At 63.2% G+C, this 24,927-nt stretch carries 28 protein-coding genes; 11 read left to right on the plus strand and 17 right to left on the minus strand.

The features are described from left to right. Nucleotides 1-139 precede the first annotated feature (139 nt). Complete coding sequence (locus ASD12_RS01575; protein WP_056581150.1) at nt 140-601, plus strand: GNAT family N-acetyltransferase; 462 nt, start codon at nt 140-142, stop codon at nt 599-601. Nucleotides 602-676: 75 nt separating this feature from the next. Here ASD12_RS01575 and ASD12_RS01580 read toward each other — a convergent pair whose 3' ends face one another. From ASD12_RS01580 to ASD12_RS01600, 5 genes are all read right to left on the minus strand, one after another. Further along, nucleotides 677-2,452 carry a tetratricopeptide repeat protein gene (locus tag ASD12_RS01580; RefSeq protein ID WP_056581152.1) on the minus strand — a complete coding sequence of 592 codons (1,776 nt, stop codon included), beginning with the start codon at nt 2,450-2,452 and terminating at the stop codon, nt 677-679. A 237-nt stretch (nt 2,453-2,689) separates the two neighbouring features. Further along, nucleotides 2,690-3,133: a DUF1284 domain-containing protein gene (locus ASD12_RS01585; RefSeq protein ID WP_056581154.1), complete on the minus strand. Its 444-nt coding sequence runs from the start codon at nt 3,131-3,133 to the stop codon at nt 2,690-2,692. After that, nucleotides 3,130-3,723, minus strand: a complete 594-nt coding sequence (locus ASD12_RS01590; protein WP_056581914.1) for a biotin transporter BioY — start codon at nt 3,721-3,723, stop codon at nt 3,130-3,132. Before ASD12_RS01590 ends, ASD12_RS01585 begins: the two co-directional genes overlap by 4 nt. Nucleotides 3,724-3,831: 108 nt before the next feature. Then, nucleotides 3,832-4,500 (minus strand): GntR family transcriptional regulator, encoded by a 669-nt coding sequence (locus ASD12_RS01595; protein WP_056581156.1) that lies wholly within the window; start codon nt 4,498-4,500, stop codon nt 3,832-3,834. A 103-nt stretch (nt 4,501-4,603) separates the two neighbouring features. Next, on the minus strand, nt 4,604-5,620 hold the full coding sequence (locus ASD12_RS01600) for a polyprenyl synthetase family protein (RefSeq protein WP_056581915.1): 1,017 nt from the start codon (nt 5,618-5,620) through the stop codon (nt 4,604-4,606). Nucleotides 5,621-5,827: 207 nt separating this feature from the next. On the opposite strand from ASD12_RS01600, the gene ASD12_RS01605 reads away from it, so the two are divergent. The 6 genes from ASD12_RS01605 (at nt 5,828) to moaB (ending at nt 9,583) form a co-directional block, all read left to right on the plus strand. Further along, the gene (locus tag ASD12_RS01605) at nt 5,828-6,052 is read left to right on the plus strand and encodes a DUF2007 domain-containing protein (RefSeq protein WP_015318845.1); all 225 of its coding nucleotides are present in this window, start codon (nt 5,828-5,830) and stop codon (nt 6,050-6,052) included. After that, the gene (locus ASD12_RS01610) at nt 6,052-6,852 is read left to right on the plus strand and encodes a methyltransferase (protein WP_056581161.1); all 801 of its coding nucleotides are present in this window, start codon (nt 6,052-6,054) and stop codon (nt 6,850-6,852) included. Before ASD12_RS01605 ends, ASD12_RS01610 begins: the two co-directional genes overlap by 1 nt. A gap of 79 nt (nt 6,853-6,931) precedes the next feature. Beyond that, nucleotides 6,932-7,795, plus strand: a complete 864-nt coding sequence (locus ASD12_RS01615) for a S49 family peptidase (RefSeq protein ID WP_056581164.1) — start codon at nt 6,932-6,934, stop codon at nt 7,793-7,795. A gap of 141 nt (nt 7,796-7,936) precedes the next feature. Next, entirely contained in the window at nt 7,937-8,122 is a 186-nt protein-coding gene (locus tag ASD12_RS01620; protein ID WP_056581167.1) for a hypothetical protein, read from the plus strand. 20 nt (nt 8,123-8,142) lie between these two features. Next, a complete protein-coding gene (locus ASD12_RS01625) occupies nt 8,143-9,042 on the plus strand; it encodes a 4-(cytidine 5'-diphospho)-2-C-methyl-D-erythritol kinase (RefSeq protein ID WP_056581170.1) in 900 nt (299 codons plus the stop codon). Next, nucleotides 9,029-9,583 carry a molybdenum cofactor biosynthesis protein B gene (moaB, locus tag ASD12_RS01630; protein WP_056581175.1) on the plus strand — a complete coding sequence of 185 codons (555 nt, stop codon included), beginning with the start codon at nt 9,029-9,031 and terminating at the stop codon, nt 9,581-9,583. The genes ASD12_RS01625 and moaB overlap by 14 nt, the downstream gene beginning before the upstream one ends. Before the next feature lie 6 nt (nt 9,584-9,589). Here the strand turns inward: moaB and ASD12_RS01635 are convergent, their stop codons facing one another. Next, the gene (locus ASD12_RS01635; protein ID WP_056581179.1) at nt 9,590-10,564 is read right to left on the minus strand and encodes a hypothetical protein; all 975 of its coding nucleotides are present in this window, start codon (nt 10,562-10,564) and stop codon (nt 9,590-9,592) included. Nucleotides 10,565-10,709: 145 nt separating this feature from the next. Further along, nucleotides 10,710-11,234, minus strand: a complete 525-nt coding sequence (locus ASD12_RS01640; protein ID WP_056581916.1) for a glycosyltransferase — start codon at nt 11,232-11,234, stop codon at nt 10,710-10,712. A 150-nt stretch (nt 11,235-11,384) separates the two neighbouring features. On the opposite strand from ASD12_RS01640, the gene ASD12_RS01645 reads away from it, so the two are divergent. Together ASD12_RS01645 and ASD12_RS01650 are read left to right on the plus strand one after the other, a co-directional pair. Beyond that, complete coding sequence (locus ASD12_RS01645) at nt 11,385-12,539, plus strand: PA0069 family radical SAM protein (RefSeq protein WP_056581181.1); 1,155 nt, start codon at nt 11,385-11,387, stop codon at nt 12,537-12,539. A 152-nt stretch (nt 12,540-12,691) separates the two neighbouring features. Next, complete coding sequence (locus ASD12_RS01650; protein ID WP_056581182.1) at nt 12,692-13,387, plus strand: ribonuclease HII; 696 nt, start codon at nt 12,692-12,694, stop codon at nt 13,385-13,387. Nucleotides 13,388-13,655: 268 nt separating this feature from the next. On the opposite strand, the gene ASD12_RS01655 is transcribed toward ASD12_RS01650, so the two are convergent. The 7 genes from ASD12_RS01655 to ASD12_RS01685 form a co-directional block, all read right to left on the minus strand. Next, on the minus strand, nt 13,656-14,147 hold the full coding sequence (locus tag ASD12_RS01655; RefSeq protein ID WP_056581186.1) for a F0F1 ATP synthase subunit B: 492 nt from the start codon (nt 14,145-14,147) through the stop codon (nt 13,656-13,658). Between the two features lie 10 nt (nt 14,148-14,157). Beyond that, on the minus strand, nt 14,158-14,757 hold the full coding sequence (locus ASD12_RS01660; protein WP_056581188.1) for a F0F1 ATP synthase subunit B: 600 nt from the start codon (nt 14,755-14,757) through the stop codon (nt 14,158-14,160). A 63-nt stretch (nt 14,758-14,820) separates the two neighbouring features. Then, the gene (locus ASD12_RS01665) at nt 14,821-15,045 is read right to left on the minus strand and encodes a F0F1 ATP synthase subunit C (RefSeq protein WP_006206606.1); all 225 of its coding nucleotides are present in this window, start codon (nt 15,043-15,045) and stop codon (nt 14,821-14,823) included. Nucleotides 15,046-15,128: 83 nt separating this feature from the next. After that, nucleotides 15,129-15,887, minus strand: coding sequence for a F0F1 ATP synthase subunit A (locus ASD12_RS01670; RefSeq protein ID WP_056581917.1), 759 nt, complete (start codon nt 15,885-15,887; stop codon nt 15,129-15,131). Nucleotides 15,888-15,946: 59 nt separating this feature from the next. Next, nucleotides 15,947-16,354: an AtpZ/AtpI family protein gene (locus tag ASD12_RS01675; RefSeq protein ID WP_056581189.1), complete on the minus strand. Its 408-nt coding sequence runs from the start codon at nt 16,352-16,354 to the stop codon at nt 15,947-15,949. A gap of 255 nt (nt 16,355-16,609) precedes the next feature. Further along, nucleotides 16,610-17,794: a cell wall hydrolase gene (locus ASD12_RS01680; RefSeq protein WP_056581191.1), complete on the minus strand. Its 1,185-nt coding sequence runs from the start codon at nt 17,792-17,794 to the stop codon at nt 16,610-16,612. A gap of 149 nt (nt 17,795-17,943) precedes the next feature. Beyond that, complete coding sequence (locus ASD12_RS01685; protein WP_056581193.1) at nt 17,944-19,230, minus strand: MFS transporter; 1,287 nt, start codon at nt 19,228-19,230, stop codon at nt 17,944-17,946. Between the two features lie 119 nt (nt 19,231-19,349). Here ASD12_RS01685 and ASD12_RS01690 point away from each other — a divergent pair, with 119 nt between their 5' ends. Next, nucleotides 19,350-20,273, plus strand: coding sequence for a LysR substrate-binding domain-containing protein (locus ASD12_RS01690; protein ID WP_056581196.1), 924 nt, complete (start codon nt 19,350-19,352; stop codon nt 20,271-20,273). Nucleotides 20,274-20,301: 28 nt separating this feature from the next. Here ASD12_RS01690 and der read toward each other — a convergent pair whose 3' ends face one another. Next, nucleotides 20,302-21,735, minus strand: coding sequence for a ribosome biogenesis GTPase Der (der, locus tag ASD12_RS01695; RefSeq protein ID WP_056581199.1), 1,434 nt, complete (start codon nt 21,733-21,735; stop codon nt 20,302-20,304). Next, on the minus strand, nt 21,732-22,397 hold the full coding sequence (locus tag ASD12_RS01700; RefSeq protein ID WP_056581202.1) for a tetratricopeptide repeat protein: 666 nt from the start codon (nt 22,395-22,397) through the stop codon (nt 21,732-21,734). Before ASD12_RS01700 ends, der begins: the two co-directional genes overlap by 4 nt. Before the next feature lie 193 nt (nt 22,398-22,590). Between ASD12_RS01700 and ASD12_RS01705 the strand changes: the two genes are divergently transcribed. Continuing rightward, entirely contained in the window at nt 22,591-23,589 is a 999-nt protein-coding gene (locus tag ASD12_RS01705; protein WP_056581918.1) for a polysaccharide deacetylase family protein, read from the plus strand. A gap of 36 nt (nt 23,590-23,625) precedes the next feature. Here ASD12_RS01705 and sbmA read toward each other — a convergent pair whose 3' ends face one another. Next, nucleotides 23,626-24,885 carry a peptide antibiotic transporter SbmA gene (gene sbmA / locus ASD12_RS01710; protein ID WP_056581204.1) on the minus strand — a complete coding sequence of 420 codons (1,260 nt, stop codon included), beginning with the start codon at nt 24,883-24,885 and terminating at the stop codon, nt 23,626-23,628. Between the last annotated feature and the right edge of the window lie 42 nt (nt 24,886-24,927).

A 24,927-nucleotide genomic window follows, 5' to 3' on the forward strand; every position in this document is an offset into this window, starting at 1 on the left:
AAGCAAAGCACGCCGGTGCGGATCGCCTGGAGCGTGCGGGATGATGTTGAAAGCATTGCGAGGGGCTGGCCCATTGCCGGTCATGGAAGCCTGAGGTCTGTTCGATGCGTCGTCCATGTCAATGACAACAGGTCCAGCCATGCCCAGCCCGATCATCATCCGCCCCATTGCGCCCCAGGATTTCGACCAATGGCTGCCGCTGTGGGATGGCTACAACGCATTCTATGGCCGCTCAGGCGAAACGGCCCTGGCTAGCGAGATCACGGCGATGACATGGTCGCGCTTCTTCGATGCCTATGAGCCGGTCCATGCGCTGGTAGCCGAAAGCGAGGGGAAGCTTCTCGGCCTGGTGCATTACCTCTTCCATCGCAGTACGACGGCGATCCCGCCGAATTGCTACCTGCAGGACCTTTTCACCGCTGAGGCCTCGCGAGGAAAAAGCATCGGCCGGGCGCTGATCGAGGGGGTCTATGAGCGCGCCCAGGCCGCCGGCTCTGGCCGGGTGTACTGGCTGACGCATGAAACCAACCACACGGCGATGAAGCTCTACGACAAGGTCGGCGAACGCTCCGGCTTCGTCGTCTACCGGAAGATGTTCTAGAATCTGCTGAGATTATGGGTCGGAAACGAAAATGGGGCTCCGAAAAGAGCCCCGCTCGCAATCAAATAGTCGACTTCACCCCTTCGGGGCGGGCACCGGCAATGGCTTGACCTTCGGGGTCTCCTGCGCCGTGTTGGATTCGATCGGCGGCAGGCCCTTCATCAGCTTCTGCTGCAAGGTGGCCAGCACATCGGGATCCGGCTTCAGGTCGCGGGCCTGGTTCCACTGGAAAGTTGCTTCCAGCTTGCGGCCGACGCGCCAATAGGCATCGCCGAGGTGATCGTTGAGAACCGGATCTTCCGGCTTCAGCGACACGGCGCGTTCCATTTCGCGCACGGCGTCATCGAACCTGCCGAGGCGGAAATAGGCCCAACCCAGCGAATCGACGATGTACCCGTCGCTTGGCCTGAGGTCGACGGCCTTCTGGATCATCGCCAGGCCTTCCTTGAGGTTGGTGTTCATATCGACCCAGGAATAGCCGAGATAATTCAGCACCTGCGGCTGGTCGGGGAACAGCTCCAGCGCCTTGCGGAAGTTAGGCTCGGCCTTGGGCCATTCCTTCAGGCGCTCATAGGCGATGCCGCGCTGGTAGAAGATGTTCCAGTTGGCTGCGGTCGGCGTCTTCAGCACATCGACAGCCTTGTCGTAGAGATTGGCGGCCGAGCGGAAATCCTCCTTCGAGGAATAGACGCCGCCGAGCGCCAGATAGGCGCGCATGTCGTCGGGATGGGCGTCGACGAAGGCCTTAAGATGGGTGATCGCCTCTTCGTGACGGTCGAGATCGGCAAGGTTGAGGCCAAGCTGCAGGTCCGAAAGCTCTTTCAACGGCGAGGTAGCGGGGATCCGCCGATAGAGCGCAATAGCGCCCTCGCCGTCCTTCAGTTGCTCGGAAACGGCAGCGAGCTGCACAAGGGCGGCGTCGCTGTCAGGCCTCAGGGCGAGCGCATACTGCAGATAGAGGCGCACGAACGGCTCGCCGCCGCCACGGTTGAGCGCGGTGGCGAGGTCGAGCAGAATTTCCGACGCACCATCCGACGGGCCTGCAGCGAAGGGCGCAATCTTGTCGCCCTTGGCGATCATGCCGCGCAAGGCGACGATTTCCAGCTTGCCCGGCGAAAACGCCTCGGCCTGGTCGAGCACCGACAGCGCCTTGGCCTTGTCGCCCTTGCGGGCCAGGAACGAGGCGTAGGCCTGCGCGTTGCGCATCCAGGTTTCGGGAGCGGCACCGCCGGCGGCGGTGTCCTGCATGGTCGCGGCGTAGATCGCTTCGGCCTTTTCGGGCATACCGGACGCATCGGCGATCAATGCCCGGTGGAACGACTTGAACAGGCCGAACCAATCCGGCCCCTGCAGCTTGTCGATGGAGGCCATCGCGTCGGAGGCTTCGCCGGCGCCCTGTTGGGCCCAGCCGGACATCACCCCGGAGATCAGCCGGTCGAGATCGGATTCCAGCGACAGCTTGAGCCAGTATTGCGCCTTAGTGAAATCCTTCTTGTGGAAGGAATCAACGGCGAGTGCCAGGCGCGAGAAGCGCTCGACATCGGGAACTTCCTTGAGCTTGTCGGCATAAACGAGGGATTCGTCGAAGCGGCCTTGCGCGATCAGCGACAGCATCAGGCTCTGCTGCAGGCCGGTGTCGCTCGGGTCGAAGGCCAGTGCCTGCTTGTAGTAGGCGATGGCGCTGTCGAGGTCGTTGTCGCCTTCGGCGATCCGGGCTGCCAGATAGGCGCCCGAGAACGACGTGATCTTGACCGGTTCTGTGGTTTGCTTGGCATAGGCCGGCAAAGCCGAGATCGCCATGCCTGCCACAATTGCCAGCCTTGTCAGCCAGCGCGCACGTCCTTGCCGCATCGTATCCCTTTCAGCCAGGCGCCATCTCCGCGTCAGCGGGATCGACGTAGACTCGATCTTTCCAGGCAAAGCATGGCCTTTTTGGGGTCGTGCTTCAATCCGCCTCGAATTCACAATCCGGGCACCCGATTAACAAACCATGGCGACAGGCACCAGTTTTCCGATCTTGAATTTCGGCCATGGCCCTACTCGGAGCCGAACATATCACGGATTCGACCGCTGGGCTCGGCGCCAATATCAGCCCTCGCCTGACGAGGCAGACCGCTGCACCAGCGTGCCGCTATATCCGCCGGCCGCAATCGTGCTGCACAGCTCGTTCCACTCACAGCCGCCGCAAGCCTTGCGCACACGGCCAGCCGAAAACGCCCGTCGCATCCGGGCCAGGATCGCCGCGTCGAGATCGAGACGGGCGCCGACCCGGATCGGGCGCGCCAGCAACTCCTCCACATCCTGTGCCGCGAGCCGGTCGCGCTCGACGACGCTCTCGTTGAGACAATGCGGTTCCGGCTCGTCGAGCAACGGGGCGCAGACATCGTCGGGGCCGGAAACGAGGAGGATGTCCTCGCCCCGGCTCAGGCGGTCCGCGACGCGATCATAATTGGCGGTGAAGGCGGGAGTGTATCCCTTGCCCACATAGGTGAGCAGGCAAAGGAGGTGATGAGCGCGCAGCCTGATTGTCACGGATTGGCCGGTTTCGCCTTGCCGCCGGGAAGGGCCATGAGGGTCGCAGCACCGAGTGCCGATTTGAGCAGCCCGCCGAGGAGGAAGGGCAGGAAGCCGAAGGTGATGGCCTGTTCGGCGCCGATCATCACGGCTAGCCATGCTGTTCCGAGCACCAGGCAGGCAAGGTTGCCGAGCAGCATGGCGACGAAGGCAAGCACCACCCTGTTGCCGTTCCAGCCGCGTTCGGCGAGCCAACCGACAAGCGCGCCGGCAAGCGGGAAGGCAAAGAGATAACCACCCGTTGGCCCGACGAAAAACGACGCACCGGCAGCGCCTCCGGCCAGAACCGGAAAGCCGACCGCGCCCTCGACCAGCCACGCCGCGATGGTGATCGCGCCAAGCCGCCAGCCATAGAGCGCGCCAATCAAGGTCACGGCGAAGGTCTGCATGGTCACCGGCACCGGCACCATCGGCACTTCGATGTAGGACGACAGCGCCAGGAACAGCGTGCCGAGCGCGACGGCTCCAGCCTGCCAGGCCAGAGAACGATCCTGAAGCCGGAGCGGGCTGAATGACGGCCTGCTGGACGAGAATGCGACGTCTGTCATTGCGATTCCTTCGATCGATTGCAAATTATAGATAATTTCTGATTTCGATCTATTATCGAATCCACAAATCTGCCGAGATAGCAAGCCCTGGCTGAGCAAGGGGTCGTCCTAGCCGACGATGGCAAAGGCTTCGCGCGTGGTCCCGGAAGCTGTCCTGACCGGCTTGCGGCCGATCCATTGGACATGCCGCCCCAGCGTCACGGCCGCCGATTCGGTGTTTCCCTGCCGCAAGGCGGCGAGTATCGCGCGGTGATCCTGATCGGTGCGTGTCTCCCACTCGGAGCGCCATGCCGCGAACAGGAAACGGGCACTCGCCGCGTGCAGGTCGTCGATGGTGGCGAGGAGGCGCGGCATGCCGCATGGCGCCAGGATCAAGCGGTGGAAGGCGCGATTGGCTTCCTCCCACGACCTGACATCGCGGGACTTGTCGCCGGCCTTGGTCGCCTCCTCGGCGAGATCGAGAATGGCGGATGTCAGATGTGGCGCGGCGTGGCGCAGCGCCAGCACTTCGAGTGCCGCCCGCATTTCGGCGACCTCCTTGACCTCGCCCAGATCGAAAGATGCCACGCGCACGCCACGGCGTGGCTCACCGATGGCCAGCCCTTGCGCCTCAAGACGGCGGAAGGCTTCGCGCACCGGGACATGGCTGGTGTGGAATTCCTCGGCGATATGATCCTGCCGAAGCCTGGCCCCCGGCTCGATCGCGCCTGAGATGATGCGGTCCGCCAGCACCTTGCTGATGCGGACGGCTATGGTGTCGTCTGTGCCCTTTGCCATGTTTTATAGATAATTTGCGGCAGGGTAGCTTGTCGAGCCGGCGGGACCGAATTCGCAAACTTACTCCCCAGCACAGGCCAGAGGGAGCGTCGCGAAGCCAGCTTCAGTTCACCCGGCTGATGCAGAAATCGATGACGTCGATCAGCGCCGATTTCTGCGGCGTCGCTTCAAGCGGCGCCAGCGCGTCGCGGGCGATCTCGCCGAAATGGCGGGCGCGCCCGATCGTATCGGCAATGGCGCCGTGGCGGGTCATCAGGCCGATTGCCTTTTCCAGGCCGGCGTCATCGGTGACATTGTCCTCGATGGCGCGCTTCCAGAAGGTGCGCTCGGCCTTGGTGCCGCGCCGATAGGCGAGGATGACCGGCAAGGTCACCTTGCCCTCACGGAAATCGTCGCCGACATTCTTGCCCAGGTCCTTGCTTGTGCCGCCATAGTCCAGCGCATCGTCGATCAGTTGGAAGGCAAGGCCGAGATTCATGCCATAGGAGCGCAGCGCGGCACGATCGTTGCGCGTCGCCTGGGCGATGACGGGGCCGACTTCGGCCGCCGCCGAAAACAGCGCCGCGGTCTTGGCCTTGATGACGGCGAAATGCTCATCCTCGGTGGTTTCGAGATTCTTGGCGGCGGCAAGTTGCATGACCTCGCCCTCGGCGATGATTGAGGCCGCGCTCGACAGGATGTCGAGCGCTTCGAGCGAGCCGACATCGACCATCATGCGGAAGGCCTGGCCGAGCAGGAAATCGCCGACCAGCACGCTTGCCTGGTTGCCCCAGATCATGCGGGCGGTCTTCTTGCCGCGGCGCATGCCGCTCTCGTCGACGACATCGTCGTGCAGAAGCGTCGCCGTATGCATGAATTCGACCGCAGTGGCGAGCTTGACGTGGCCTTCGGCGGCATAGCCGAACATCTGAGCGGCGGCGAGCGTCAGCATCGGCCGCAGCCGTTTGCCGCCGGACGAGATCAGATGATTGGCGACCTCGGGGATCATCTCGACGTCGGAGCCGGCCTTGGACAGGATCAATTCATTGACGCGCCCCATGTCGGCCGCCGTCAGATCGATCAGATCCTTGATGGAGGCGGGCTCCCGCTTCCCGTTTTCGATGTTGAGAACGACACCCACGACAATCACTCCCGTCTTGGTATAACGCGTGCGACGGCACCCTTAGTCCCTCTACGGACTCTAGGGCGGCGGACATGGCCACGGCAAGTGGCGAATTGGCGCGGCGGCGATGACGGAATGTCAACCGACGCCGAAAGGCAGTTCCGTTTTGCCACGGAAATCCGCCTGCCCGTTTACATCAGCGCTGCAAACTGAGAGTTTCGCCCGATGATAGAGCTCATTCGCACCAACGACGCCGTCATCATCTCCTTTGTCGAATCGCTGATGCGCGATGCCGGCATCGGGTGTTTCGTCGCCGACCAGAACATGAGCGTGCTCGACGGCTCGCTTGGCATCCTGCCGCGGCGCGTCATGGTCGACGCCGACCAGGCCGACGCGGCACGGCGCATCCTAACGGATGCCGGCATCGCCAACGAAATCCGCGGAAAATAATGTCCGCCGCGCCGGCCACCCTCGTCTCGGACACGCCAGCCCATACGGTCGATGCTTTCCATCGCGGCCGATTCTGGCTGGTGCAGCCCAAGCAAGGCGGCCATCGCGCCGGCATGGATGCGATGATGCTGGCAGCATCCGTGCCGTCCTCCTTTGCCGGGCGTCTCGCGGATTTCGGTGCCGGCGCCGGGGCCGCCGGACTGGCGGTGCTGTCACGCTGCCCGGCCGCCGAGGCGGTTCTGATCGAACGCGCGCCCGAAATGTCGGCCTTCGCGGCGGCCACCCTTGCCCATCCCGGCAATGCCCATCTCAGCGATCGTGCCTCTGTGCTCGTCGCCGATGTCACCGTATCTGGGCGGGCTCGAGCGGCCGCCGGCCTCGCCGACAATGATTTCGACTTCGTTATCATGAACCCGCCTTTCAACGCAGCACGGGACCGCGCCACCCCCGATCGCCTCAGAAAAGAAGCCCATGTCATGGAGGACGGGCTGTTCGAAAGCTGGATCCGCAGCGCGGCAGGGGTGGTCAGGCCGCGCGGCGGGCTTGCCGTGATTGCCCGTCCCGAGCAGCTCGGCGCCATTCTCGATGCGATCGCGGGGCGCTTCGGCGATGCCCAGATGCTTGCCGTCCACCCTCGCCCCGACGCGGCGGCAATCCGTATCGTTGTGCGGGCAACGCTCGGGGCGCGGGGAAAGCTTGCCATCCGTCCGCCCCTGATGCTGCACGCGCAATCAGGTCATGGTCCCGATGAGCGCAGCGAAATGATCACCAACGGCCTCGCCTCGCTGTTCGGAGATTGAGCTATTCAGCCGGGCCACATTGCCGTTGGCCGGGAAATGCCTACATGCCTGCAACCCATCGACTGGAGACCGCGCCCTCGTGAAACGACTTATCAACCGCCTGCTGCCGAAATCCTGGCGCTCCACCGTCGTCACCATTCCGGTCATCCGGCTGCACGGCACCATCATGGCCGGCGGCGGCCAGTTCCGGCCGAGCCTGTCGCTGGCTTCGACGGCCGGCCTCATCGAGAAGGCGTTCTCCTACGACGCGCCGGCGGTCGCCATCTCGATCAATTCGCCCGGCGGCTCGCCGGTGCAGTCGCGGCTGATCTTCACGCGTATCCGTGACCTGGCCACGGAAAAGAACAAAAAGGTGCTGGTCTTCGTCGAGGACGTCGCGGCATCGGGCGGCTACATGATCGCGGTCGCCGGTGACGAGATTTTTGCCGATCCGTCCTCCATCGTCGGTTCGATCGGCGTGGTCTCGGCCTCGTTCGGCTTTCCGGAACTGATGAAGAAGATCGGTGTCGAGCGCCGTGTCCACACCGCCGGCCAGAACAAGGCGGTGCTCGACCCGTTCAAGCCCGAGAAGAAGGAAGACGTCGAACGCCTGAAGGCGCTGCAGCTGGAGGTGCACGGCACGTTCATCGATCTCGTCAAGGAGCGGCGCGGCACGAAACTGAAAGACGATGCAGACCTGTTCACCGGCCTGTTCTGGACTGGCATCAAGGGCCTCGAACTTGGCCTGGTCGATGCGCTTGGCGACATGCGCACGGTGCTCAAGACCCGTTTCGGGGCGAAAACCCAGCTCAGGCTGATCACGGCGCCGCGCGGTTTCCTCGGGCGCTTCGGCCTGTTCGGTTCGAGCAAGGGCTTCTCAGTGCCCGATATCGCAGCAGCCGCCGCCAGCGGCGTGATCGATGCGGCGGAAGAGCGCGCGTTGTGGGCACGCTTCGGGCTTTGAAAAGCCGACAAAACCGTCTAGCATGAGAGCCTTGAAGTCTCGTGCATGTCGTTTTCCCAAAACCGGATCCACTTTTGGGTGACATGCATCAACCGACCCGACCGGCCGCCTTCGCCGGCCCAGCGTGGGAGGAGTTTTGGCATGCCGCAGATCATTTTCTTCACCGTCGTTGGCGTCGCCGCCTATTTCGGCTACCGCACCTTCATCCGCGAAGCCGAGCGCGTGACCGCCAAGGTGCGGCGCACCGAAAAACAGGCGGCCAATGGGGCGATCGGAACGCTGGTCAAGGATCCGAAGACCGGCGAATACCGGCTGGCCAAGGACTGAGCATCATTTCGCATACCATTGTGGACACCGACATCGGGTCGCGTAGCTGGCACGCGCACGCCAAGATAAATCTTGCGCTGCATGTCACCGGCAGGCGCCCTGACGGCTATCATCTGATCGAAAGCCTGGCGGTGTTCACGCGGTTTGGCGACAGGGTCGAAATCGGGCTCGCCGACAGCGACGGGTTTGCCGTGTCCGGCCGCTACGCCCCGGCCGTTCCTCTCGATGCGAGCAATCTGGTGCTCAAGGCGCGCGATGCCTTGCGACAGGCGGTCGGGCACGAGAGAACACCGCCGGTCGCCATCCGGCTCGAAAAGAACCTGCCTGTCGCCTCCGGCGTCGGCGGCGGGTCGAGCGATGCGGCGACCGTGCTGCGCGGGCTGGTGGAGATATGGGCCCTGGACATCGACGGCATCGAGCTGGCACGGATCGGCCTCTCGCTTGGCGCCGATGTACCGATGTGCCTGGCGGCCAGGCCGCTGGTCGCACGCGGCATTGGGGACGAGCTGTCGATGGTGCCGGATTTTTCGGCGCTTGGGCTGGTGCTGGTCAATCCGGGCACGCCGCTCTCGACGGCCGAGGTCTTCGCAGCGCTTTCGCGTCGTGACAACGAAGCCTTGCCGCCGCTGCCACGCAGCATCGACTTTCACAGCCTGCGCAACTGGCTGGAGATCACCCGCAACGATCTCGAGCCTGCAGCGCTTGCCATGCAGCCCGCGATTGGCAGGGCGCTTTCCTGGCTGAACAAGGCTGGATCCGGTTTTTCGCGGATGTCCGGGTCGGGCGCAACCTGCTTCGGCCTGTTCGAGACCGGCAATGTCGCCAAGCGCGCGGCCGCCGAAATCCGCGGCCGCCAGCCCGACTGGTTCGTCGCGGCGACACGCAGCATCGCATCGGAGGGCGCTGATGGCCAGAATTGACGAGAGCCGTTCCTTCATTCCCGTGCGCATCGCAGTGCTGACCGTTTCAGACACGCGCGGCCTCGCCGACGACAAATCCGGCCAGACATTGGCCGATCGCATCACCGAGGCCGGCCACATCCTGGCAGCCCGCGATATCGTCACCGACGACCGGGAGAAAATCCGCGACAAGGTTCTGGCGTGGTCGCTGGACAAGGATATCGATGTCGTGATCACCACCGGCGGTACCGGCTTCACCGGTCGTGACGTGACACCGGACGCGCTGGAGCCGATCTTCGAAAAGCGCATGGACGGCTTTTCGGAAGTTTTCCACCGCATCTCCTACGACAAGATCGGCACCTCAACGATCCAGAGCCGGGCAACCGGCGGCGTCGTCAACGCCACCTTCGTCTTCGTGCTGCCGGGTTCGCCAGGCGCCTGCAAGGACGCGTGGGACGGCATCCTGAAGGCGCAACTCGACTACCGGCACATGCCGTGCAACTTCGTCGAGATCATGCCGCGCCTGGACGAGCATCTGCGGCGTGGCACCAAGGCTGGATAAACAGGCTCAGCGGATGACCGGCTCGCCATGGAATCGCCGGCGCGATGGCGGCGATACGCCGAAGCCGACTTCCATCATCAGCCGCGGCGTGCGCGCCGGCACGGTGCCCATGTGGAAGCCGAACGGGTCCTCGACGAAGCCGAGACCGGCCTCGCCAGTCAGCGTCACCGGGCTCTGCTCGCCATACACCTCCAGAACCTCTTGTGCGGGATGGCCGACCAGGAGGGTGAGTTGATGCTTGAGGCTGCGTCGCTTGTGGCTGCCCCTGACATAGACATGCGGACCGGTGTCGGCATCGACCGGCTTGAGATAGAAAAAGAATTTCAGCATGCGCCAGTCGTCGAGGTCGAAATGATACTTGCCGAGCGAGGCAAGGTTCTTGTCGGCATCAGAGGCAGCACCGGTCGGAAAACTCCACCAGACGCGCGTCGTGATCAGTTTTGCCTGGCCGCCGAGATAGTGCGCGGCAACATCCAGAAGCAGCGGATCGCGCTGGATGGCCAGCGCCGCCGGGCAGTCGAGGATGCGCTCGAAAAAATGCCCACTGAGCAGCGAGCGGCCGAAGCGCTTCTCGGCCTCGGAATGTTCACCCGGCATGAATTCGAGGCGGCGGTCGAAATTGCCGAAGCAAGGCGTGCGTCCGGCGAAGTCAGCGATCTCCTCGTGTATATCAGACGGCAGGACCAGGCCTGAAAACAGCCCGTCGGAGCGCAGCGCTTCGACCACGGCTTCACGCTCGACGCCGGCAAACATCGTATCCACCGTATTGTCGACTGGACGGGCGCGTTTTGCACCCAGCCAATGCATGCGGCGTCCAGGCATTGTACGCGCCAGCACGAACATCGGCAGCCAGGCGGGGTTTTCGCGAAGATCCTTGAGATAGGTCGGAATGCGCACGGCGATGCGCCGCAACAGGCCGCCGTTGCGCGCAATGGCCTCGAGGCTGGCCGTGCCGGAATTGTCGGGGGTTGTAAGATTCATTGGGTCCTCGACTATGAGAGCGCCACCGATGCCGCATCGGTGTTCACCACTCGGCATGACCCAAACCCAATTCACCGCTTCGGTTGGAAACTAACCCGGCGTCAGATTTTGTGCAATGCACAACGGAGAGAGCACCTGCAAAAAATCATTGTCGTGAGCGATGCTTCTGCTTTACCGGCGCTACCCAGATCTCGGCGTCGAGCCGCTTTGTCGCTAGGCCGCGGGCGATGGCCTCGGCGCTGCCGGCACTCTTGGCCGAGGCCGCGGCCTGACGCTTGCTGATCAGCAATCCGTCGGCCAAGGCACGGTTTCCCGAAAAGACGCGCGCCAGGAACGGCGTGCGGCTGCCGCGCGCCCGCGAAAACCGTGCCGGCATGGTTTGCCTGGCCGTATGGTCGACCACCACGTCGATCCAGCCCTCCACCAGCCGCGCGCCCGGCTCCAGCAGCAGCAGCCAGTCCCCCTTGCACTGGCGGATGCCGGCAGCAACGCCGCCAGTCACGTACTGACATCCGGCATGCTCGGCCACGTGATGCGTCTGGTCGGTGGAGCCCGTGTCGCAGACGATGACTTCACGCACGACGCCCTCGACCGCGCCGCCAATCAGCGAGGCAAGCGTGCGGGTCAGGCCTTCCTCGTCATTGCGGGTTTCGATGAGTACACTGAGCATCATTAGCCGAATAGCGGAAAGCGCGGCACAGCGCCAGTTACTGCAGCGCACCATAAAAAGTTCTTGCTTTGTTCTCATCGACAAAATAGGAATAATTTCATGAACAGAGCGATTCGACATAACATGGACAGTCCCTGGGAGCGGGCGAAGATGGAACAGATCGTGCGCGCCGACATTGCAGCTTTCGGAGCAGGAAGAGCCGAGATGGCCAATGCGATGATCGAGCAGAGTGGCGTGCGTGTCCGTCCGGACCGCAACCGCGGCAGGTCGGCGGGCATCAATCCGTCCGGCCGGTTCGAGCCAGTCAGCCGGCATGTGTTCGACGATGGCTGGAATTCGCTGGAGGAACTGCCGCCCTTCAAGACCGAAGTGCAGGTCGAGAAGCCGCGAACCATCATCACCCGCAACGAATCGCCCGACATCTCCTTCGACCGTTCGATCAACCCCTATCGCGGCTGCGAGCACGGCTGCGTCTATTGCTTTGCCCGGCCGACGCACTCGTTCATGGGCCTGTCGCCGGGCCTCGATTTCGAATCCAAGCTGTTCGCCAAGCCGGATGCGGCGCGCTTGCTCGACAAGGAGCTTTCGAAGGATGGCTACCAGCCGCGCACCATCGCCATCGGAACCAACACCGATCCCTACCAGCCGATCGAGAAGCAATATCGGATCATGCGCGAGATCCTCGAAGTTCTGGAAGCGCGCGGCCATCCGGTCGGCATCGTGACAAAATCCGCGTTGGTGACGCGCGACATCGATATCCTGTCGCGGATGGCCGAACGGGGGCTCGCCAAGGTGGCGCTGTCGGTGACGACGCTCGATCGCATGCTGGCCAGAACGATGGAGCCACGCGCGTCGACGCCGACCAAGCGGCTGGAGGCGATCCGCCAGCTTTCGGATGCCGGCATTCCGGCTTCGGTCATGGTCGCGCCGATCATCCCGGGCCTGACCGACCAGGAGATGGAACGCATCCTCGATTCGGCACGCGCGGCCGGCGCTCGTGAGGCGGGCTATGTCGTGCTGCGCCTGCCGCTGGAAGTCAGCCCGATCTTCAAGGACTGGCTGCTGCGTCATTATCCTGATCGCTACCGCCATGTGATGTCGCTGATCCGCTCGATGCGCGACGGCAAGGACTACGATTCGGAATGGGGCAAGCGCATGAAGGGCGCCGGTCCCTATGCCTGGCAGATTGGCCGGCGCTTCGAGATCACCGCAAAGCGACTCGGCCTCAATGCCGAACGGCGCACGCTGCGGACCGACCAGTTCGTTGTCGCCGCCAAGGATCAGTTGCAGCTGACGCTGCTTTGAGAATGCACTTCATTGCGGCGGTTTGATCTGCCGCAGCATAGGAATTCCGTCCGGCCTGCCCCGGCCTGCAGACGGTGCCCTCCCGGTCCGACGCCCCACCCGACCCGGAGGGACTTGCGGAGAATCGGAGCCGATGCGAACCTCGCCGCAACATGGCTCGCGCGCGTTCCGATTCTCCGCTTCTCTTTGAGATCATCGAGAAACCCGACTTCTCCTTCGAGACGAAGGCGATGGCGGACGGCCTGTGGCCGGTCGCCGGGATGGACGAGGCCGGCCGTGGCCCCCTGGCCGGGCCAGTGGTCGCCGCGGCCGTGGTGCTCGACCCCGCCAACATTCCGGACGGGCTCGACGATTCCAAGCGCCTCAGCCATTTGCAGCGTGAGGCCCTGTTCCTGCGAATCCTCGGCTCCGCGCTAGCGGTTTCAATGGCGTCGATCAGCGCCGAGGGCATCGACGGCAGCAACATTCTCAAGGCCAGCCTCGAAGCCATGCGCCGCGCGCTGGTCGGCCTGTCGGTTCAACCAAAGCTCGCCCTTGCCGACGGGCGCGACGTGCCACCGGGCCTGCCTTGCGCCGGGCGCGCGCTGATCAAGGGCGACCAGCGTTCGCAGTCGATCGCCGCCGCCTCGATCGTCGCCAAGGTTATGCGTGACCGCATGATGTGCGGCTGCGGCAACCATCACGACCGCTACGGGTTCGAAGTCCACATGGGCTACGCCACGGTCCGCCATCGCACGGCGATCGAAGCGCATGGCCCGGTGGCGCGGCTGCACCGCGTGTCGTTTGCGCCGTTTCGGCTTGGCGGGGTGGAAGTGGCGGAAGAAGAGAGCTTGGCCGGCCTGGATTGAGTTAAGCGGCTGCGACAGCAGTCTCCCCCCTCGAGGGGAGATGTCGCCGAAGGCGACAAGAGGGGGGCGGCTCGACTGGGCACCACGCCATTTTTCAGCAAGGAAGAGGCCAGCGCTTCACGCGCGGCGACCCTCTCTGGCCTGCCGGCCATCTCCCCCCTCAAGGGGGGAGATTACGATCTCGGCCGCTTTGCCAATCTGGTTTTCCACAACAAAAAAGCCGCCAGGTTGCCCGGGCGGCTTTCGATCATCAGGTCGGTTGGAACGCCTAATTCAGCTTCGACTTCACGTCCGCGAGCGAAGCCTTGAACAGATCGGCACCGGCCTTGGCGTCGATCTTGCCGGCAAGCAGCGTGCGTGCTGCCTCGACGGCGATATCGACGGCGCTGGCGCGGACTTCGCTGATGGCGTCGCGTTCGGCCTGTCCGATCTTCTGTTCGGCAAGCGCGGTGCGCCGGACGACATAATCCTCGGTCTTCTTGTGGGCGTCCGCTGCAAGCATGTCGGCTTCGCGCTTGGCGGCGGCAACGATATCGGCGGCCTCCTGCTCGGCTTCCTTGCGCTTGCGCTGATACTGGCCAAGCAGTTGCTGGGCCTCCTCGCGCAGCCGGCGCGCTTCGTCCAGCTCATTGCTGATCCTGGCTGCGCGGGCGTCGAGCGCCTTGGCGATCAGGCCAGGCACCTTGATGTAGACAGCAACGCCCAGGAAAATGACCAGGGCGACCGTGGCCCAAAGCGTTGCAAGAGATGTGGCGTCCATGATGCGCTCCTCACCGGGCCACGGATTTGACCGCGGCCGCGATCTCGGCCTTGCTGGCCTTGCCGCCGACCAGGGCCTCTACGATTGCCGAAGCGGTGTCCTCGGCAATGCTGCCGACTTCCTTCATGGCATTGGCCTTGATGGAAGAAATGCGGGCTTCGGCCTCGCCAAGCTTCGCGTCTAGCGCGGCCTCGACCTTCTTACGTGCGGTCTCGGCCTCGGCCTTGGCCGCATCGTTGGCCTGCTGGCCGATCGCGTTGGCCTTGGTCTTGGCTTCCGCCAGTTCCTGCTCGTAGGCAGCAACAGCGGCGTCGGCCTCGCCCTTCAACTTGGCTGCCTGGTCGAGGTCTTGCGTGATGCGATCGTTGCGGACATCGATGATGCCCCCGACGCGCGGCATCACAACCCGCTTGAGGAAGAGGTAGAACAGCCCGAAAGTGATCGCCAGCCACAGAAGCTGCGACGGGAACGTCGCCGGATCGAATGGCGGAAACGCGCCATGCGCTTCAGCAGGCACGCTGGTGCCGGAATGCGTGTCGCCTTCCGTTGCGGCATGGCTGGTATCGGCTGATGGCGCGGACTCTTGCGCGAAGGCAGATGTCACGAACATGGACTATCCCTGAAATTCAGGCCCGCCGCTTGCGCGGCCGGCCTGTCCAATCTTCCCGAGTGCTCAGCCGAACAGGGCCAGAAGCGCGATGAGAAGCGAGAAGATGCCCAGAGCTTCGGTCACGGCGAAGCCGAAGATCAGACGGCCGAACTGGCCATCGGCAGCCGACGGATTGCGCAGTGCGCCCGCCAGGTAGCTGCCGAAGATGTTGCCGAGGCCAATGCCCGCGCCGCCCATGCCCAGGCAAGCGATACCGGCGCCGATGTACTTTGCTGCTTCTGCGTCCATTTGTTCAACTCCTTTGGATCTAAAATTCCGTTGCGATTCCATCCGACGCCAATGTTGGAAACTCTCGGGCCGGAAACTCTTGGTCAGTGCCCGGGGTGCAGGGCGTCGTTGAGGTACATGCAGGTCAACACGGCAAAGACGTAGGCCTGCAGGAAGGCGACCAGCAGTTCCAGTGCCGTCAGCGCCACGGCCATTGCCAGCGGCAGGATCGAGCCGGCGACGCCGAGCGCGCCTAGCGCGCTCAGGCTGACGACGAATCCGGAGAACACCTTCAGCGTGATGTGGCCGGCGAGCATGTTGGCGAACAGACGAACCGAGAGGCTGACCGGGCGCGACACGAAGGAGATCACCTCGATCAGCACCACCAGCGGCAGCAGGAACACCGGCACGCCATGCGGTACGAACAGCTTAAGGAAACCGAAACCATGCTTCATGAAGCCGTAGACGACCACAGTTGCGATCACCAGCACGGCAAGGCCGAAGGTGACGATGATGTGGCTGGTGACGGTGAAGAAATACGGAAACAGGCCGAGCAGGTTGGCGACCAGCACGAACATGAACAGCGAAAACACAAGAGGGAAGAACTTCATGCCTTGCGTGCCGGCGGCGTCGCGCAACATGTTGCCGACGAACTCATAGGCCATCTCGGAGACGGACTGAAGGCGGCCAGGAACGAGGCTGCGGCTCGAGGTCGTCAGAAACAGAAACGCAGCCGCGACGACCACCGTTGTGACCATGAACAGCGCCGAATTGGTGAAAGACAGGTCGTAGCCGCCGATGTCGATCGGAATCAGCTTGTTGATATGGAACTGGTGGATCGGATCGACCTTGTCAGCTGCCACGTTCAAACCCCGTCAATGCCGCGTACGGCCTCGTTAGCATTACCGCACATGAAGCGCGGTCATTTCTTGTCGTCTTGGTCACGGCGCGATTTATCGCCCTGTCCGAATTCTGCCACAACGCCGGCGGAACGCATCACATTGAGCACTCCGGCGCCAAAGCCAAGCAGCAAAAACACGATCAGACCCCATGGCGATGTTCCCGCCAGACGGTCGATGATCCAGCCGATGCCGGCACCCACCACCACGCCAGCGATAAATTCGCTGGAGAGCTTGACCGCCTGGCCATACCCGGCCGCACCACCCGCTTTCGCGTCATCTTTCCCCTCGAGCCGGTCCGGCCGCCTTGTCGCAAGCGAAGCTTCAAGGTCACGCCGGCGGCGCTCGAGATCGTCGTCGCGGATGTCGGGCTCATGCTGCTTGCCGCGGCCGGTCTCTCCGGTTCCGTCTGGCCCATTCTTGTCGGCCATCGCAACCCCCCCTGCCCGGTCAGACCGTCACCGTCCGTCCGCTTCTAAAGTCGCCGGCAACATAGTTAGAGGGTTTGCGCCCGTCAAGCCACGGGCGGAAGTTCATTGCCATGTATTTTAGGCAACAAAATCAATTATTTAGAAAGGTGCGACATCGTGCCCGACGCAATGATGGGAATGCATGGCGCGAATCCCCCGGGCAATGGCTCTTTGATCGACTATGCGCCTTGCCAGAGATCAGCGGCTGTTGGTCGCTCAGCTCCAGCCGCCGCCATAGGTACGATAGAAGATGTGCAGACCGATCTTGGTCATCTTCTGCATCGTGCGCGCCCAGCCGGGATGGACATATTGGGCGTAGTAGTGGGTCGACGATCCGACCTCCGGGATGAATATCTTGCCGGCGGTGACAGCCATGGCGATATCCTGGGCGGTCTTGTAGGCGACCGGGCTGTCGATGCGCTTCTTCCTGCCGTCGCAGGCGAAGGAGAACTGGCAACGGTTGAACCAGCTGTCGTTCTGGTAGACGACCCCGCAGATCGAATTCGGATAGGTCGGGTTGCGGACGCGATTGAGGATGACCTGGGCGACGGCGGCCTGGCCGCGCACTGATTCGCTCCTCGCCTCGAAATAGATGCCGTTGGCAAGGCATGCCTGCTCCTTCTTGGAGAAGACACTGGCCGGCAACGGGTTCTGGATCCACGAATGATCGCCCTTGGCCATCGGCGGAATGAAGCGGCCGTCATTGGGCTGCTCGTCCTGAAGCAGGGCTTCGAAGGGCGATGCCTTGGCATAGTCGGGCTCGGACTGCGCATAGGCGGTCGCCAGCACGTCCGGATGATCATTGTTGACCAGCGAAGCCAGCATGGCCGGCACGCCGGGATCCGGCTTCTTGTCCTCGCGTGCATGGAACGCCGCGGCGATCTGGATTTCCTTGCCTTTGATCTGCGGCTTGGCAAAGGCCATCTTCAGGCCGCTGTCCATGCTGGGCCGCAGCAAGGAGGAGGTGCGCTCGAAGATCGAGCCGGCATTGAAGTTCTTCGGCGGCGCCACGGGAGATACCTGGACGATGCGCCCTTTCTTCTCGGCGCGCACAACGCGATCTTCATCGGGCGTGCCGCTGACCTTGCCACCCTTGCCGCGAAACGACACATTGCCGACGCCGGCCAGGTGGACGCCAGATCCGGAGATGGAGCCATTGATGTCGGAATCGACAAAGGGCATCTCGGCCGCATGGGTCGAGCCCGCGACGGATTTCTCGACATAGGAATTCCAGCGGGTGCTCGATGCTTCAAGGCCGGAGACGAGGCTCGTCATGTCCTGGTAGGCGGCGACGGTCGGAAAGCCGATCCAGATGCCGAGACCAATGACGAACGGTGTCAGAAAGCCACGTTTTCTCTCACCGGCGGCGGCAATCAGCCGCTTCAACACACGTCGATGCACGGAACTCTCTCCAGGAACGCTACAGACTCCACTGGAGAGCAAAATGATGCATTAACCTTGATGGGACGTTAACGGGTTCAATCGGGTTTTCCCGGTCGGCTCGAGGTCGTGGTTGCGAAGTCAGGCGGTTTTGCGGCCTGCATGTGAACTCAGGCCGGGCGCAGGAAGATCGGCCAGGCGATCAGCGGGCAGATGGCGGCCGCCAGCCAGACGCCGGACCACGACCAGACGTGCAAGAGCCCCGGAATGGCCACCGGGACCAGGAAGAAGCCGACGAAAACGAAGCTGTTGGCAAGGCTGAGCGCGGTTCCGACATGACCGGCACCGGCAAGCGTGGCAAGCTCGGTATAGGCGACGCCGTGCCAGGCGGAGACCGAAATGCCCGCGACAATCAGCACAACAGGAAGGACAGCCATCAGCAAGAACTGTCCGCCCGACATGGCGGGACTGGCCAGAACCAGCAGCCAAAGCACCAGGAAGGCAAGCGCGCTGAGCACACTGCACAACCGAAGAAACTGGCGGCGGTTGCCGTGGCGGTCGGTGAAGCGGCCGCTCCAGACACGCATGACCATGGCGCCGATCTGCACGGCGGCGAGGCTCGCGCTGATTGCTGCCGTTCCCAGGCCAACAAAGTCATGCAGGAACACGGACGCGAAGGTGAGCACCGCCACTTGCGGAAAGCAGAGCAGGCCGATGGCGGTGGTGGTACGCCAGACGTCGCGATTGCGCAGCGGCGCCGGTCCGGCGACCGCCGAAGCGAGGTGACCCTCGCCCGCCGCCGGCGGCTCGTACAGCCAGCGCCACGCGAACACGGCAGAAAGAGCGGATGCACCCGCCAGAACCACGAACACCGCGGTAAAGCCGAAAGCCAAGGCAAGCGAGGGCAGGATGAACGCGCCAAGGCCGCCGCCGAGCGGCACCGCCGTCTGCCTGATGCTCATGGCAAAGCCGCGCTCGTTTTCTCGAAACCAGCCCATGATGGCCCGGCCGCTCGAACCGTTGACGCTGCCGCCGAGCAGTCCGGTGACGAGCAGGCTCGCGGAGAGCAGCGTGACGTCGGGAATCCCGGTCCTTGTCGGCACGACCAGCATTGCCATGACCAGGAGCCACGCAGCCGTCGCGCCGAGCCCGATCAAAAGCACGCGGCGATCCCCCCAGCGGTCGGTGAGCAAGCCCCAGGGCAGTTCGCTGAGCGCGACCCCCAGCCCGAGAAGGCCGAGAGCCAGGCCGAGATCTGCATTGCCCAAATGATAGCCCTGACGAAGCCCGACCGCCGTTGCCGGTATGCCGGAGAAAGTGGCGGAGAAGCTGGCATTGGCGGCAACGCCGATGCCCAGGACCTTCCAGCGGTGACCGGGCTTGAATGCCCTCGCGGAGCCGGTATCGTCATGAAGTTCCGGCGGCTGTTGGTCAGTGCAATTGACGATGGCGGACATGATTTCATTCCCGTGCCGGGCCAGTGGTCTGGCCTTGACGGTCTGTCTCTAGCGACATAGTTTCGTCCTTAAAATCAGGAATTTTTAAACTTACCATCCTGAAAAACAGGACTAAGACTATGAGACGCGTGACATTCGACCTCGACGTCCTCCGCAGTTTCGTCACCGGCATGGAGCTGGGCAGCTTTGCCAAGGCGGCTGACCGGCTTGGGCGGTCGACATCGGCGGTCAGCGCGCAATTGAAGAAACTGGAAGAACAGGCGGCGACGCCGATCTTCCGCAAGTCGGGACGCGGCCTCGCCCTGACGGAGGCCGGCGAGACCATGCTCGGCTATGCGCGCCGGCTGATCGAGCTGAATGACGAGGCGGCATCAGCCATCCACGATGTCGAGCTTGAGGGCTGGGTAAGGCTCGGCCTGCAGGAGGACTTCGGCGAGGCGGTGCTGCCTGACGTGCTCGGCCGCTTCGCCCGGGCGCACCCCAAGGTCAAGATCGAAGCCAGGATCGCGCGCAGCCACGACCTTGCCGAACGGATCCTATCAGGCAGCCTCGACATCGCGCTCGCCTGGCACGGTGGCGAGACGCTGCCCTACAGCGAGCATGTCGCCGATGTGCAGATGCGCTGGATCGGCCCGGCAAAGCGCATCGAGACCAGCCTGCGTGGCGGCGAGCCATTGCCGCTGGTGGCGCTCGAAGCGCCATGCCTCTTGCGCACGGTGGCAACCGAAACGCTCGACAGGGCGGGGCTGTCGTGGCGGATGGCCTTTTCCAGCCCGAGCCTTGGCGGCATCTGGGCAGCGGTTGCGGCGGGGCTAGGGCTGACGATCCGGACCGACATCGGCCTGCCGGCCAGCGTCAGCGCGATGACGCCTGAGATCGCCGGATTGCCGGCGCTGCCCAAGATGGCGTTGTTCCTGCATCGCAAGGACGCCGAGGCCGAGCCGGTGGCGGCCCGCCTCGCCGACATCCTGCTGGACGCCGCGCGGCAAGCGCTGCCTGAAAATACGCGGGCCGGCGACAGCAGCTTGCGCAACGTGGAGTGATCAGGAAGCGCCTTTCGAGCGCCGACGCTCATTTGCGCTTGTTCGACCTGCCGGCGAAGGGATTGTCCGAAGTGCGCAACGCAATGCGGATCGGCACGCCGGGCATGTCAAAGGCTTCGCGCAAGCTGTTGGAGAGATAGCGGACATAGGATTGCGGCATCGCATCGGGCCGCGAGCACTGAACGACGAAACCCGGCGGCCGTGTCTTGGCCTGGGTGACGTATTTGACCTTCAGCCGGCGCCCGGCCACGGCAGGCGGCGGGTGGTGTGCCAGGATGCCTTCCAGCCAGCGGTTGAGCTTGCCGGTCGAGACGCGGCTGTTCCACACCTTGTGGGTCCTGATGACGGCATCCATCAGCTTGTCGAGACCGCGGCCGGTCTCGGCCGACACGGGTACGGCCTGGAGGCCGCGCGCCTGGGGAAGAAGCCGTTCCGTCTTCTCGCGCAGTTCGGCCAGAAGCTCCTGGGGATGGTCGATCAGGTCCCATTTGTTGAAGGCGATCACTGGCGCACGACCTTCGCGAATGATCAGGTCGGCGATCTGCAGATCCTGCTTCTCGAAGGGAATAGTGGCGTCGAGCACGATGATGACGATCTCGGCGAAGCGGATGGCCCGCAGGCCGTCCTGCACCGACATCACTTCCAGCTTTTCGTGGATCCTGGCCTTGCGGCGCATGCCGGCCGTATCGAACAGTTTCAGGCGGCGGCCATGCCAATCCCAGTCGACCGAGATCGAATCACGGGTGATGCCGGCCTCCGGACCGGTGAGCAGCCGTTCTTCGCCGATCAGCGCGTTGATCAGCGTCGACTTACCGGCATTGGGACGGCCGACGACGGCAATGCGCATCGGCTTGGTGTCGTCATAGGTGTGCTCGGCATCCGGATCGGCGATATCCTCGCCGATCAGAACCTCGCCAGCCGCGACTTCTTCGTCTTCGCCATCTTCTTCTTCGCCAAAAGCGCGCGCTTCGCCGAGCGCGCCGATCACGGCATCGCGCAGGTCGGGCATGCCCTGGCCATGTTCGGCCGAAACCGGGATCGGTTCGCCAAGGCCGAGTTCCCAGGCCTCCAGCATGCCGCCCTGGGCGCCCTTCGCCTCGGCCTTGTTGGCGACCAGCACCACCGGCTTGCCGGACTTGCGCACGATCTCGGCGAAGGTCCTGTCGTCAGGCAACAGCCCGGACTTGGCGTCGATGGTGAAGAAGATCAGGTCGGCCTCGCGGATGGCGATTTCAGTCTGCGCGCGCATGCGGCCGGGCAAGGTCGAGGCGCCCGCGTCCTCGAAGCCGGCGGTGTCGATGACATCGAAATGCAGGTCGTAGAGCTTGGCGGCATGGACACGACGGTCGCGGGTGACGCCCGGCGTGTCGTCGACAAGCGCCAGCTTCCTTCCCACCAGCCGATTGAAAAGAGTCGATTTGCCGACGTTAGGTCTGCCGATGATGGCGACTTTGAAGGTCACGACGCACTGCCCGACCCGCGGATCAGCTCGGACATCAACGTTGCGCGCTCGCGGGTGTTGCGCGGGGCGCCGTCATCGGCGGCGATCTGGTCGAACAGCTTCAGCGCATCCTGGGTCTTGCCTTCCTTCCAGGCGGAAAGGCCGAGCGCCTCGCGCGCAGTATGGCGCAGCGTGTTGGTGTCGGATGTCAGCGCTTCGACACGGCTGGAGACATCGGCGAAGGAGCCGTGGTCCACAAGCAGGAGTGCTGCCCGCAGCCGCGCCATATCGCGAATGCCCTGGGGAATAGCCGTGTCTGCGGCGACTTCGTCGAAATCCTTGACGGCGGCGTCGATATCGCCCTTGTTCGCCTTGACGGTCGCACCGCGCATGCGGGCGAGCAACGGATAGGCGCCGTAGCCATCCTTCTCCAACTGATCGAGCGCGGTCAGGGCTTCGTCGTCCTTGCCGTCATTGGCAAGCTTCAGCGCCTGCGAGAACGCATCGCCTGAACGGTTGGCGCGCGTCTCGTCCCAATAGCGATAGCCGACGAAGGCGGCGGTGCCGAGCACCACGAGGATCGCAAGGACAATCAGGGCGGGGCCAAAACGGTCCCACAGCGCCTGCGCCTGTTCGCGACGGATCTCGTCGTTGACTTCACGAATAAAACTGTCGTCCGACATCTATCAAAACCATTCCTGCCCTGTCGGGCCTTTGTCAGCCCGCGTTTTAGCGAAATTTTGTCGGCATGGAAGGGGTTCAACCGGAAAATCGCCTATTCCCGAGGCAGGCAGCCGAAAAGGCCCATCGCACCCACGCCACATTTAGGCGATAGCCGGCTTCAAGACGTCCCCCAGAATGCAGATCAGATTGCCGATGTACCCTCCGTTGCGTGTTCTTGCGTTTTCCCTCGCCTCGTTCGCCACTGCCGGCGGGGCCTTGGCCGATCCACCGGCGCCGGCAAAGCCGAAACAGGTCGTCATCATCTCTTTCGACAGCGCCCGCGACATTTCGCAGTGGAAGCGCAGCCGGGCGCTGGCGCAGCGCACCGGGGCGCATTTCACCTACTTTCTCTCCTGCGTCTTCCTGCTGTCGCCGGAAACACGCAAGGAATACACCGCACCGGGCAAAAGCGCCGGCAAATCCAACATCGGCTTTGCCGCCTCGAAGCAGGAAGTCACCGAGCGGCTCGAGCAGATCGGCCTTGCCGCGCATGAAGGCCACGATATCGCCAGCCATGGCTGCGGCCATTTCGACGGCAAGGACTGGAGCAAGGCCGACTGGCTGAAAGAGTTCAGTTCGTTTGAGCACATTCTCGAGAACGCCTATGCGATCAACGGCATCGCGCCCGAGCCTGAGGACTGGCGCGATTTCGTGCGGCATGCGGTTGTCGGTTTTCGCGCGCCGTACCTGTCGACCAGCAAGACGCTCTACGAGGCGCTACCGGCGGCCGGCTATCAATTCGACGCGAGTGGCGTCTCGCAGGGCCCTGCCCGACCGACGGCCAGCAACGGCATCGTGCATTTTTCGCTGCCGCAGATTCCGGAGGGACCGAAGTCAAGGCCGGTGATCGCCATGGACTACAATCTCTATGTCAGACATTCCGGCGGCTTCGAGCGGCCAAGCAAGGCGGACGAGTTCGCCAACCGGACCTATGATGCCTTCCGCACGGCCTTCGACAAGCAGTATGCCGGCAAGCGCATTCCCCTGGAACTCGGCTTCCACTTCGCGCTGATGAATGACGGCGCCTACTGGAACGCGCTGGAGCGCTTTGCCGGCGACGTCTGCGTCAAGCAGGATGTCGAATGCATCAGTTTTCGCGACTATGTATCGCGCCAGGACGCTGCCCAGAAGCAGGCTTCGGTCGGCGGCTGAGCCGCCAACCGGTTTCGATTTCCAAGACCTCGGTTTTTAGGCCGGATCCTCGGCGCTCTGTCTTGCCATATAGCGCTGATCGATATCGGGCAACGGCTCGCCTTGCAGCGTCGCCTCGAAGGCGCGCAAGCGTTTGTGGACCGATTGCAGTTCGACGATGGTCGACCAGGAGGTGAGCAGAAACTGCAGCGAGCCGGTCACCTTGCCGAATGCGTTCGATATCTGGTTCAGCGCGCCGAACGTTATCTTGTGCGCCACCAGCGACGGCCCCAGGATCAGCAGCGAGAAAATGTTGTCGGCCTGCAGGTAGGTGTAACGGACGACGTTGAAATAGATGTAGTGGAAATAGAGCCTGAAATAATTGTGACGAACATTCTCGAACAGCTCGGCAGTGGTGGCCGGCTGGGCGCGGTCCGCATGATCCTCGCCGTAGACGAGTTCCTTGCGGTAGGCGGCTTCGACACGCTGGTTGCGGAACTGCAGTCCTGGAAGTCTCAGGCCGGCAACCATGACCGAGATCGTTCCGAACAGACACCAGGCAAGGGCTGCGACAACCAATGGCTGCGGGATCGCGCCGATAATCGGCAACTCGGTTATATGGGCCTGCAACTGGATCATGACCGGCAGGAATGCGATCAAGGTCATGATCGACTGGACAAAGCTGGAGCCGAGATCTTCCATGATCTGCGAGAACCGCATCGTGTCTTCCTGGATACGCTGAGAGGCACCTTCGATATGGCGTAGCCTGCCCCAGTTCTCGACGAAGTAGTTGTTCATCGCCGTGCGCCAGCGGAAGATCCAGTGGCTGACGATGAAGGCATTGACCACCTGCACATTCATGCCCACCAGCGCGAGCCACGAAAAATCGGCCAATCCGATATAAAATTCGCCGTTGGTCGACTTTCCAGTCCCCGACATCAGTCCCTGCACATAGTCGAAGAACGGCCCGTACCAAGCGTTGACGGCTACACTGACCTGCACGTTGAAATAGATGAAAAACAGGATGACCGCGGTCATCAGGATCGACCAGCGCTGCCACGGATGCGGCGAATACCAGCTCCAGAATGCGTAGAAGACGAGCACGCAAAACGCAAAGTAGAGATAAAACCACAGAAACGGCGGCGATATGAGGATGGCGATGCCGATGATGGGCGGCGCGCCGGCGGCGGCGGGCGGCAGCCCGAATACGGCTCCCAACTGCTCGCCGCCAAAGAACCAGAACAGGATTGCCGCAAGGCTCCAGACGGCGGCCGAAGAGAAAAAGAGCTTCGGCTGCGGGAAAAAGGATACGAACACTGTGGCGAATTCCTCGATCTGGGCGCAAATCAGCTGGCTACG

Source organism: Mesorhizobium sp. Root102, from assembly GCF_001425625.1.
In the GTDB taxonomy this organism is placed as follows: domain Bacteria; phylum Pseudomonadota; class Alphaproteobacteria; order Rhizobiales; family Rhizobiaceae; genus Mesorhizobium.

Excerpts from the sequence above, each read along its gene's own strand:
- ASD12_RS01575 (WP_056581150.1), top strand. The coding sequence starts at position 140 with ATGCCCAGCCCGATCATCATCCGCCCCATTGCGCCCCAGGATTTCGAC.
- ASD12_RS01580 (WP_056581152.1), bottom strand. The coding sequence starts at position 2,452 with ATGCGGCAAGGACGTGCGCGCTGGCTGACAAGGCTGGCAATTGTGGCA.
- ASD12_RS01590 (WP_056581914.1), bottom strand. The coding sequence starts at position 3,723 with ATGACAGACGTCGCATTCTCGTCCAGCAGGCCGTCATTCAGCCCGCTC.
- ASD12_RS01595 (WP_056581156.1), bottom strand. The coding sequence starts at position 4,500 with ATGGCAAAGGGCACAGACGACACCATAGCCGTCCGCATCAGCAAGGTG.
- ASD12_RS01605 (WP_015318845.1), top strand. The coding sequence starts at position 5,828 with ATGATAGAGCTCATTCGCACCAACGACGCCGTCATCATCTCCTTTGTC.
- ASD12_RS01610 (WP_056581161.1), top strand. The coding sequence starts at position 6,052 with ATGTCCGCCGCGCCGGCCACCCTCGTCTCGGACACGCCAGCCCATACG.
- ASD12_RS01620 (WP_056581167.1), top strand. The coding sequence starts at position 7,937 with ATGCCGCAGATCATTTTCTTCACCGTCGTTGGCGTCGCCGCCTATTTC.
- moaB (WP_056581175.1), top strand. The coding sequence starts at position 9,029 with ATGGCCAGAATTGACGAGAGCCGTTCCTTCATTCCCGTGCGCATCGCA.
- ASD12_RS01635 (WP_056581179.1), bottom strand. The coding sequence starts at position 10,564 with ATGAATCTTACAACCCCCGACAATTCCGGCACGGCCAGCCTCGAGGCC.
- ASD12_RS01640 (WP_056581916.1), bottom strand. The coding sequence starts at position 11,234 with ATGCTCAGTGTACTCATCGAAACCCGCAATGACGAGGAAGGCCTGACC.
- ASD12_RS01645 (WP_056581181.1), top strand. The coding sequence starts at position 11,385 with ATGGAACAGATCGTGCGCGCCGACATTGCAGCTTTCGGAGCAGGAAGA.
- ASD12_RS01650 (WP_056581182.1), top strand. The coding sequence starts at position 12,692 with ATGGCTCGCGCGCGTTCCGATTCTCCGCTTCTCTTTGAGATCATCGAG.
- ASD12_RS01655 (WP_056581186.1), bottom strand. The coding sequence starts at position 14,147 with ATGGACGCCACATCTCTTGCAACGCTTTGGGCCACGGTCGCCCTGGTC.
- ASD12_RS01660 (WP_056581188.1), bottom strand. The coding sequence starts at position 14,757 with ATGTTCGTGACATCTGCCTTCGCGCAAGAGTCCGCGCCATCAGCCGAT.
- ASD12_RS01665 (WP_006206606.1), bottom strand. The coding sequence starts at position 15,045 with ATGGACGCAGAAGCAGCAAAGTACATCGGCGCCGGTATCGCTTGCCTG.
- ASD12_RS01675 (WP_056581189.1), bottom strand. The coding sequence starts at position 16,354 with ATGGCCGACAAGAATGGGCCAGACGGAACCGGAGAGACCGGCCGCGGC.
- ASD12_RS01685 (WP_056581193.1), bottom strand. The coding sequence starts at position 19,230 with ATGTCCGCCATCGTCAATTGCACTGACCAACAGCCGCCGGAACTTCAT.
- ASD12_RS01690 (WP_056581196.1), top strand. The coding sequence starts at position 19,350 with ATGAGACGCGTGACATTCGACCTCGACGTCCTCCGCAGTTTCGTCACC.
- ASD12_RS01700 (WP_056581202.1), bottom strand. The coding sequence starts at position 22,397 with ATGTCGGACGACAGTTTTATTCGTGAAGTCAACGACGAGATCCGTCGC.
- ASD12_RS01705 (WP_056581918.1), top strand. The coding sequence starts at position 22,591 with ATGTACCCTCCGTTGCGTGTTCTTGCGTTTTCCCTCGCCTCGTTCGCC.